Here is a 9690-nt window from a genome sequence, read left to right on the forward strand (position 1 = left end):
CCAGCATCGCGAAAAGGGAAAAAGTGGACGACTTTTACGCCGCCCGCAGCAGCACTTCGCCGCCGCTACCGTGGTCTAATTTTGCACCGCCGTTCTCAAATTCGATCGAACGAAAGAACGTATTGCTTGCAGCTTGATATTGAGACCGGATTTTGGATTTCGGCCGCCTGACCCGCAGGCCTTCCGGATTGCGGACCGCGAAGCGCACGCGCCAGAGGTCGAGCAGCTCCTCAAAGCAACGTTGGCCCGGCGTTCGCAGATAGACGTCAGGAAGCGAAAGCACCCACAGTAGACAGTCGTCCGCCCCGAAGGACTGATTGCGTTCGATGCGACTGCCTAGCCGCACACGCAGATTGAGCGGCAGCTCCATCTCGTAATTGTGTAGCGGCGCTTTCGTAATCGGTTCATCGCTGTCTTCACCGTAGAGGCAGGACAGGGCGAGCAGCTTCGACGCGTAGGACGCGAACAAGTAGTCCTCTCCATGTATCGCAAGGAGTCGCCGGACTTCCCCGAAAATCGAGGGGGCCTCTTCTCTGGCGTCATCTACCAGCAGGCGCTGCTCGAGGCCGTAGAAGAATACGAAGACGTAGCCGATAGGGATGGTGGAATCTGTTCGGCCACCTTCCAGCCAGTCGAGGTAGGTCCAGCGCGCACGCGGGTCGAAACGGTCGTAGCTCTGCCAGTATGTGAGGGTGTCGCCCGAGCGATCACCTCGGGGATCGATCGGAAGCGTGGGATCGATCCGGCTCTTGTCACGGGCGGGGTCATGTCGGGCAGGAGTGCCATAGTAGACCATGTCGACAGTGACGTTCCGTGTGCCCACCATAACTGAAGTCGCCTTTTCGACCCAGCAGGCGGCGGCGCGTTGTCCCTTCGATGTGGTGGGAGCTGGCGGTGAAGGTCGAACGGGAACTACGGCAACCGCCGGCGCTGCCGGCTTGGTCATCCGTCTGGCGTAGTCGGCTGCCTGCTCAAGCGTCGAGAACGAGTATCCACCAAATAGGTATCGGCCGTTGGCGCTCAGGCTGATGCCTGGCGGCGCACTGTCGAAGTTCGTCGATGATGTGGCCGCAACCGCTGGGGTGGTCACTTTAGCATGCGGAGTTGAGGTCGGCTCATCGGCCACTGAAGCCGGGACGCCAGACATCATCTCGCCGAATCGGCGCGCGACTCTAGAGAGCCAACCTTCTGACTGGGCCATCACTCTTCCCCCCGATGAGTCGATACTGTCCCAAAGTTATGCGGATTGCCAGAGCCTTACTTCTTCCAAAAATGGGCAAACTGATCTGAATCAGTCGATGTTAGGCATAGAATAATAGATGCGAATATAGCAGCATGATGCGTCGAGCCGCCCGAGCGTGGGAATCACGGGAGGTTCTCGGCGATTGGGGGAATGAGCGAAATGACGTTGTTCGGAATTCCGGTGATACCGGTGTTTGTGTTTTTGGTTCTCGTTGCTCTGGCGATCGCATTCTTCCGGTATTTCTTCATTCCCGCGAATCGGCTCGACGCCAACCTCAAGCTGATCATCGCGAACGTGGAGGCTGCGCGGGCAAAGGGTCTGAACGACCTCTCTAGTTGCTTCGAACCAGACCGTGCGATCGCGGCCATCTTCAACGAGTATCGGGAGACGCTCCACGTCCAGAAGGACTTGGACGTCCAGACTGGAGAGATGGTTGAGCGCGCTATCCGCTCGACGGTGCCAGCAGAGATGTTCCTTTCGCCACATGCCGTAGTGGACAACCGCGTCCATGCTGAATTCTTCAAGCATCTTCCCGGCATTTTTACCGGCATCGGCATCATCGGGACCTTCACCGGTCTTTTAACCGGATTGAACTCCTTCCAGATCTCGGATGACTCTGGAGTGGTTCGGAACAGCCTGACCGCTCTCCTGCACGGCGTCAGCGAGGCCTTCATCGTCTCGGCCATCGCGATCATTTTCGCGATGATCACCACCGGCCTCGAGAAGTTCCGGCTGAATAGCCTCTACCGCAAGGTGACGCAGCTCGCCCACGAGATAGACGCGACCTATGAGGCAGGAGCGGGCGAGGAGTATCTGGCGCGCCTTGTTAGCTCCTCGGAGGATGCAGCTAGCCAGACCAAGATCCTGAAGGACGCTCTTGTAGCTGACCTGAGGGAAATTCTCACAGAACTCGCGGACCGCCAGATTAATGCGACAGTGCAGCGCTCTAACGAGCTGGGCACCACCATTGCCGGCGCCCTAACTGAAGCGCTCAAGGGGCCATTGGACCAGATCGCCGGCGCGGTCGGCCAAGTAAGCCAAGATCAGTCGTCTGCGGTGACAAAGCTCCTGACGGACGTGCTCGCCAGCTTCAGCGACCGCTTGGAGAACATGTTCGGCACCCAGCTGTCGGGCATCGGCGACATGCAACAGCGCACGATCGACGCGATGCAGACGGCGGTCTCGAAGCTCCAGGACCTGACTGACAACGTGGAAGCGGCCGGAACGCGGGCTTCCGACACAATGTCGACAAAGCTCCTTGAGGTCGTCCAAGCCGTGGAGGCAAAGCAGGCAGCGATGTCGGAGGAGCTCCGCACCGTTATCGACGAGATCCGATCGTCGACGGGCGAGATGCAGGAGGCGACCCAGACACGCGTTCAGGGCATGTTGACTGCCCTTGGCGAAGGCATGGCACAGGCCATCTCGGCCATCGAGAAGCAAGCGGCGGACCGCTCGAGGCTGCAGGCGGAAGAGGACGGCAGGCGCGCCGACGCGGCAGCTGGCCATGTCGGGCAGATGCGTGAATCCGTCGGCGCGATCTCGTCCAATGTGGATGGCCTAGTGGAGGCGATCCGAGAGATGACGGCGGGCGTCCAAACCGCGACGCGAGATGCGTTCGTCCGGCTCAACGGCGGCGCTGACACGCTCCTTGCCGCCGCTAATAAGCTAGAGAACTCAGGTCGCGAAGTCGTCGGGGGCTTTGACAGGATCGCCAACGTCACGACGGGCCTATCCGAGGCGGCAGGCAGCGTCGCCGGGGCGGCACGGGGGCTCGATTCCGTCATTTCGGACTACCGGTCTGCGCGCGATGCCGTCACGACCATGGTCCAGGATCTGCGCGCAACGGTGGAGAATGCGTCCCGAGAGGCAAGCCTCACGGCGGATGTCCTCGGCCGGATCGAGGGCGCCACGCAGAAGCTGGTCGCGGCGCAAACCGAGGCGGACGGCTTCCTTGATGAGGTTGCTGACGTCATCGGCCAGTCGCATGAGAAGTTCTCGGAAGGTATGCGCGGTGTCGTCGTGGAGGCGAACCGCGAGTTTCACACCCAGCTTTCGCGCGCCACCGGCATGCTTAAAGAGGCGATCCAAGAGCTGGAGGCCTCGCTCCCGTCCACTGGTCGGCAGGCGGCGTGATCTGAATGTTCCAGCGGGTAACAATGGGGAACCGGGGCCGTGAGGAGGGGGAGAAGCCCTTCTGGATCTCGTTTGCCGATCTCATGACCGCCCTGATGGTATTGTTCCTGCTTGTGATGAGCGTGGCGCTCCTGGCAGTCACCCGCACGATCTCGGAGCGCGAGCAGCTCGAGGCCGAGAGACAGGCAGAGATCGTCAAGCTCCTCGACCGCATCGACAAGGCTGCGAAGAAGCAGGGAATCCGCGTTGATAGGAACCGGGCCGTTATCGACTTCGGCGACCGCGCCCGCTTCGACTCGGCAAGTAACGCGCTGAGTCCGGAGCAGGAGCAACTCCTGCGGTCCTTCGTCCCCGAGGTCCTCGCGATCGCACGAGACAAGGGTGGGCAACGTTGGCTGAAGCGGATCGTAGTCGAGGGCTTCACCGATCGGAGGGGCAGCTACCTCTACAACCTGAACCTCAGCCTCCAGCGCAGCCAGCGGGTTCTTTGCGCTCTCATGGCTCGACCGCAAGCAGGCGAGCGGCCGATGGATCGGCGTGAACTTGAGGAGATACGGCGGTTATTCCTCGTCGGGGGCTATTCCTCCAACTCGGCGAAGGCGTCGCTGGACGCAAGTCGACGCATCGAGCTTCGTCTGGAGTTCTTCGGGGTAGACGAGCCTGCAGCTGCAGCGGTAGACGCGTTTGAAGGCGAGTTCGGCACATGCACCCTCTGAGCCCGAGGATGGCCAGACTGCAGCAGCGGCTGACCGATGTCGGTGCTGCGGCCTTCAGGGACATGCCAGAACCGGACCTCCGCGCTCTGAAGGGGCACGTGCAGTCACTCCAGGCTATGCTCAGCGGAGCTGGTGCGGGCGCCGGCGCGTCGAACGACCGTATCCAGACGGAGCTTGTCAGGTTTCGCGAGACGGGGAGGCTCCATGATGTCCGGTCCGCCCGCCTAGTAAGTTGGGGCACCCGCCTCCGGTCGGTGGGGCAACCCGCCCTGATCGAGGACGGTGAGCGGTTCGATCCGCTGCTGAGCGAGATAGACTCATTCAGATCGATGCCTCGCCCATACAGACGATGCTGGCGTGGGCTCCTCGACGGCTATGTAAACTACGACCCTAGCAGTGCACGGGGGGCTGGCGATCGGAACTGGCGGGTGCTCAGGGAATATCTAAATGACAACCTCCCGCAGCTGGAGCGCTCCGGGCAGGCGCCCGACTGGCTGGCCGCGATAGACGACCATGCGAACCTTCTCACGCAAGACCCGTGCACTCGCTACGGCGCCGAGATCCTGACCGGCGAGGGGGATCCGCTTGAGGTCCTTCGCCGCGATCTTTCCGTTGGCGATACGTCTTGGATCGGACAGCGGATATTCGAGGCGCAGATCGACGCCGCGGTGAGGTTTGATGACCGTAGGTTCCGTGATGTTCTCCCACGCGTCATCGGGCTAATCGAAGAGCACGACGTGCTCGCCAACGAAGGTCTGTCCCGCGTGCTTGATCGCTACGCCGAATGCGCATCGATTGAGGTCGATCCAGCGCTGTGTGAGACATCCGTCAGCCGGTGGGGAAATCCGTGGCTTGAGCGGAACGACACGCTTTGGACGTTGGTCCGTCCGGACACGAGGAGGATGGTGTCCTCATGGCACAAGCTGCGGCTGATCGAGGACTTTTTCAACCTGCTCTCTGCCGACGGGATCAACGACCAGCGACGCATCAATTTCTGGAAGCGCTACGTCGATCAGATCAGCGACATGCACTTCGCGCTTGGCGACGCTGCCGATCGCGATCCGCGCCCGAGCTTCAAGGCGCTCCGGCAGATGATGAAGGGACGTAAGCTGACCCTTACGAGCGGGGGCGCATCAAGCAACAACGCCTTTATCATGCGCATCGCCGGCCACGTCTATGTGGAGTTCGGAGAGGAGGGCAACGCGATGTTTGCCTTCGATGCGGCGAAGCTACCATTCGATCTGTCGAAGTTGCAGGTGGCTGGCAATAAGACGGCGCTGAAACACCCTAGCTACGTCGCGCGCATCGTCCACAACAACGGCGTAGGCGAGCGGTGGGAGCGTAAGGCCGACCGCCTCATCGCTTCCCTCTCATCCGCAAGAGGTGCCCCCCAGGTTAGTCACACTACGCCGTCTTACGGCACACGTCCCTCCGCACCGCCACAGCCCCATGCGATGTCTTCCAAGTCAGCATCACCACTTTCAAACGTCCGCGGCGATGCTGACCTCTTCGCCTTCCTCGCTAAGCACGGGATCGAGACCGCCGATTCCCGTAACAAAGGAGGCTCGCTATGGGCCTACGCCCCGCGTTCCGGTCCCGCCTCGAACGAACTCACCCGTAGGAATTTCGCCTGGGCGGAGCGCCGTGGCGCCTGGTATCTCCGCTCATGATATGGGGAAGGAAGAAGGCGAAGCCGGAAGTCCGGGCGGTGGTGACGCCGTCTCCCGTCGTCGAGGATAGTGGCATATTCCTCCCTGGTGGTGGTGACCCGACGCCTGGCTCGAAGGCTGCAGCAGCCCTCCTAGAACAGCTGGCCGACGAGGGGCTCGCAGAACGGGTCGATGGTGGTCATAGCCTACCGTGGGCGCAGCTGTTCGTTCTCCTGGAGGACGAGGAGGCCGCGAAGGAGCTCGAGATACTGCGTCTTCCACCGCCCACCCGGGCGGTTCCCAAGATCGTGAGCCGAAATTCGCTGACGGACCGCGATTTCTCTGTCGCGATAGACGGTTGGTTCGACGTTGACCGCCGACCGATATCCGGTGCCAAGCTAAAGGGCGGTGCGCTCGATGCGGACGGAGGCTTCCAACTTGTCTCTCCTGAGGTTTGGAACCTGATCAACCGCATCCGGCGGTTCGCCCGTCGTCCAGAGGAAGAGCGCAACGAAGCTGACCAGCGTCGCGCTTGGGGAGAAATCCGTCAGCTGGCGGTTGGAACTGGCGCCTCGTTGGATGACTTTCTCTACCGGACGGTTGTGCTCACCCCGGACCGACTGCAGATGGCGCTTCGTCGTTCGGAAGGATTGGGGCTGGTAGAGGTCGAGCCGTGGTTCGAGGGCGCACCTGCCGACTGGCTCGAAGCGTTCGACAGATCAGGTCAGGTGCGTGACCGATACGACCTGCCTACGCCGGATGGAATCATCCAGGTGATGATTTCGCCGGAGGTTGGGACCGTTCTGCGCGAGGTCAAGCGCATGCCTGGTCGTCGCGTTGCCGGCGAGCGTGCCGAGGCTTTTCTCCTTAACCCGATCGCAGCGCTCGGACCGGACGCGGCCGCAGTCGTCGACGAGGACCAGTTCGAAGAGGCGAAGCAGCAGGCGGGCATCGTGTTCGAGCGGTTTGCCGCCGTGACACCGGAGACCCATGGTGAGGGTGCCCTGGGTCTGCTCATCACGAGTGGGGCAGGAGAGGCGATCGAGACACGCGAGGTCATGCTTGAGGAAGCCGACGTGATCGAGTTCGTCGAGGGCGTCGAGCGGAACCTTGACCGTGGCCTCCAGCTGTTTGCTTGGGACGAGTATGAGTTCGAGCTCGACGGCGACAGCAGGCTGCATTGCGAAGCCCTTCGTCGGGCGCTCGGCCGTCGTGAGGACGGTGTCATCACGCATGGTCAGGTCTATGACCTCTCTGGCTACTCGGAGCGCGTCGAAGGCATCGGACAGGAGAAGTCCTTCTACTCCCCGCACATCGCCAAACGGGACGACGGAGACGGTTGGTTTCCCGAAAACCTTGTTCCGATGATTGGATGGACCGATCCGGAAACAGACCAACCTTGCATCCTGCCGCTGACAGACGAACTGTCGGAAGAGTTGCGCGTGGGGCTGGAGAGCGCAAAGGTAACCGGAGCAACGTCGGTTCCTCTGACTGGGTGCCCGACGCCCATCCCCGTCCGTGAAGCTGAGGCCATCGTATCCACCTTCGGTAAGGTGAGGGACCAGGCTGCGAAGGGGACGTTCAAGCCAGAAGTTCCTGCGCGCCGCGGGAAGAAGCCCACGCTGATCCTCAAAAGCAACATCGGGCAGGTGGACTACAGGGAGGAGAGGCTTGCGGCGCTGGCAGAAAAGCCGGCGCCAGCTAGGCTGCCAACAAGTCTCCGTCCCGGCGTGGCGCTCAAGCACCACCAGCTTGAAGGGTTGGCTTGGATGCAGCACCTCCTCGCGCTGGCACCGGATAGGTGCCGGGGAGCCTTGCTGGCCGACGACATGGGACTTGGGAAGACTCTTCAGATACTCAGCTTGGTGGCGCGGGCACGAGAGGAGGATCCCGAGTCCCCGCCCGCGTTGGTGGTTGCGCCTCTTTCTCTTCTCGAAAATTGGAAGGAGGAGGCGGAGAAGTTCCTCGAGCCTGGGACGCTGAAGATCCTGACGGCCTATGGCGAGGGTCTTGCTGGTCTGCGGGTAGATAGGGCTTCGGTTGATGAGCAGCTCCGCCGTGAGGGTCTGGTGCGGTTCCTCCGCCCGGATTGGCTTGGCGATGCCGACCTCGTCCTCACCACCTACGAGACGCTCCGCGACCTTGAATTCTCGTTTGCGCGTGAGAAGTGGTCGGTGATGGTCTGCGACGAAGCACAGAAGATCAAGAACCCTAACGCTGCGATGACCCGTGCGGCCAAGAAGCAGCAGGCGAAGTTCCGTATCGCCTGCACCGGGACGCCCGTGGAAAACAGCTTGGTCGACCTATGGTGCCTGTTCGACTTCGTGCAGCCGGGCCTGCTTGGCGCGCTGAACGAATTCGGCGCAACATACCGTCGTCCGATTGAGGCAAAGAGCGACGACGACAGGGCGAAGGTTGAGGAACTGCGGGGGGTCATCACGCCCCAGCTGCTCCGACGCATGAAGGCGGATGTTGCTACCGACCTGAAGGCGAAGGTCGTGGACGAGCCTAGCCGTAGTCTCGATATGAGCCCGTTCCAGCGCGGCCTCTACGTCAGCGCCATCGATGCGTTCAGGCGGGCGGGAGCAGCGCCCGGGAGCCATCTGGCTCTCCTTCATAAGCTGAGGCTTTTGTGCTCGGACCCTGACGAGAGCGTAGGGAGCGCCTACGATCCGGTGGAAAGCTATCGGGCACGGTCTCCGAAGCTCGATTGGCTGATCGACGTTCTCGAGGCCATCCGTAATCGAGAAGAGAAGGTCATCATCTTCTGCGAGTTCAAGGCGATCCAGCGTCTGATCAAGCATTACGTGCAAGAGGCCTTCGGCATCCCCGTCAAGATCATCAATGGCGACACAACCGCATTGGCGAGCGCCGTCGACAGCCGGCAGAAGATGATACGGTCCTTCCAGGAACAGCCTGGATTTGGCGCAATCGTCCTCTCTCCTGTGGCCGTAGGGTTCGGCGTGAACATGCAGGCGGCGAACCACGTCATCCACTTCACACGGACCTGGAATCCCGCGAAGGAGGATCAGGCAACCGACCGGGCATATCGGATCGGCCAGACGAAGGACGTCTTCGTCTACTATCCGACCGTCGCCGCAGGCGACTTCAAGACGTTTGACGTGAAGCTCGACGAGCTTCTGGAGCGGAAGCGTTCGCTAGCGAGCGACATGCTCAATGGCAGCGGCGAAATTGGGCTTCGCGACTTCGACGTCGACGAGTTGCGGCCCGTCGATTAGGCGGCCGGTCGAGCCTGTGGACTCATTGAGGGGACGATCCGCACGCGCGGTTCACTCAAGATCGGCGGCAGTGATTAGGATGGGTGGCTCGCCACCTAGCCTCTTCACGAATTCGCGGCGGGCAATGCGGTGGATGTCCGTTTCGAACTCCACGAAAGTCTCGAGCGCGGTCTCCGAATCGATGCCATCCAGCTCGGGATTGAGCATCTCGCAAAGTGCGTCAGCGGTTATAAGGAACGGGACCTCGCCGAGGTCGGTCATGCCGAGGAAGCCGACGCTTTCTCGCTCGGACACCCATTCGTAGTTCCCCATCTCGAACTGGACACTGGTTTTCGTCATCGCCTCAATGCTCCGCCAGAGGGCAGCCTGTGGCCACAATACGACATTACTCTGCATAGTGGAACGGAGTGGAAGATCTCTTGTTCTCTCTCATCCACTATGCAGGAGAGAACATGAACTTGCAGCGCACGGGTGCAGGCACGGAGACGGACAGAGGTGCGCCGGCAGCGGGATCGGTCCGTAACTCTCCGCCTTTCCCGAGCCGCAGCCGATGAACCTGACTTCGACAGCATTCAGTATCGCCGCTCGCGCTCACGAGGGCAACATCGTCTATCTGTCCGTCGTCAGAACATTCGGCACAACTCGCGGCGTAGATTAGCGGAGTGCGGACCTCGTCAGGGGGTTGATGTTAGGCGGCGAACTTGCGGTGC

At 61.3% G+C, this 9690-nt stretch carries 6 protein-coding genes; 4 read left to right on the top strand and 2 right to left on the bottom strand.

Annotated elements, in window-relative coordinates; translation table 11 throughout:
* Positions 1-34: 34 nt before the first annotated feature.
* Positions 35-1201: a TerB N-terminal domain-containing protein gene (locus tag DI606_RS18000; RefSeq protein WP_293985277.1), complete on the bottom strand. Its 1167-nt coding sequence runs from the start codon at positions 1199-1201 to the stop codon at positions 35-37.
* A 192-nt stretch (positions 1202-1393) separates the two neighbouring features.
* Here DI606_RS18000 and zorA point away from each other — a divergent pair, with 192 nt between their 5' ends.
* The 4 genes from zorA to DI606_RS18020 all read left to right on the top strand — a co-directional run bounded on the left by zorA (position 1394) and on the right by DI606_RS18020 (position 8980).
* On the top strand, positions 1394-3376 hold the full coding sequence (gene zorA, locus DI606_RS18005) for an anti-phage ZorAB system protein ZorA (RefSeq protein WP_293985278.1): 1983 nt from the start codon (positions 1394-1396) through the stop codon (positions 3374-3376).
* 5 nt (positions 3377-3381) lie between these two features.
* Positions 3382-4092 carry an OmpA family protein gene (locus DI606_RS18010; RefSeq protein WP_293985279.1) on the top strand — a complete coding sequence of 237 codons (711 nt, stop codon included), beginning with the start codon at positions 3382-3384 and terminating at the stop codon, positions 4090-4092.
* Between the two features lie 116 nt (positions 4093-4208).
* Positions 4209-5762 (top strand): EH signature domain-containing protein, encoded by a 1554-nt coding sequence (locus DI606_RS18015; protein ID WP_293985282.1) that lies wholly within the window; start codon positions 4209-4211, stop codon positions 5760-5762.
* Positions 5759-8980, top strand: coding sequence for a DEAD/DEAH box helicase (locus DI606_RS18020; protein ID WP_293985280.1), 3222 nt, complete (start codon positions 5759-5761; stop codon positions 8978-8980). Before DI606_RS18015 ends, DI606_RS18020 begins: the two co-directional genes overlap by 4 nt.
* 51 nt (positions 8981-9031) lie before the next feature.
* Here the strand turns inward: DI606_RS18020 and DI606_RS18025 are convergent, their stop codons facing one another.
* Positions 9032-9319, bottom strand: coding sequence for a DUF1488 family protein (locus DI606_RS18025; protein ID WP_293985281.1), 288 nt, complete (start codon positions 9317-9319; stop codon positions 9032-9034).
* Positions 9320-9690: the final 371 nt, after the last annotated feature.

Source organism: Sphingobium sp. (assembly GCF_003248505.1).
In the GTDB taxonomy this organism is placed as follows: domain Bacteria; phylum Pseudomonadota; class Alphaproteobacteria; order Sphingomonadales; family Sphingomonadaceae; genus Sphingobium.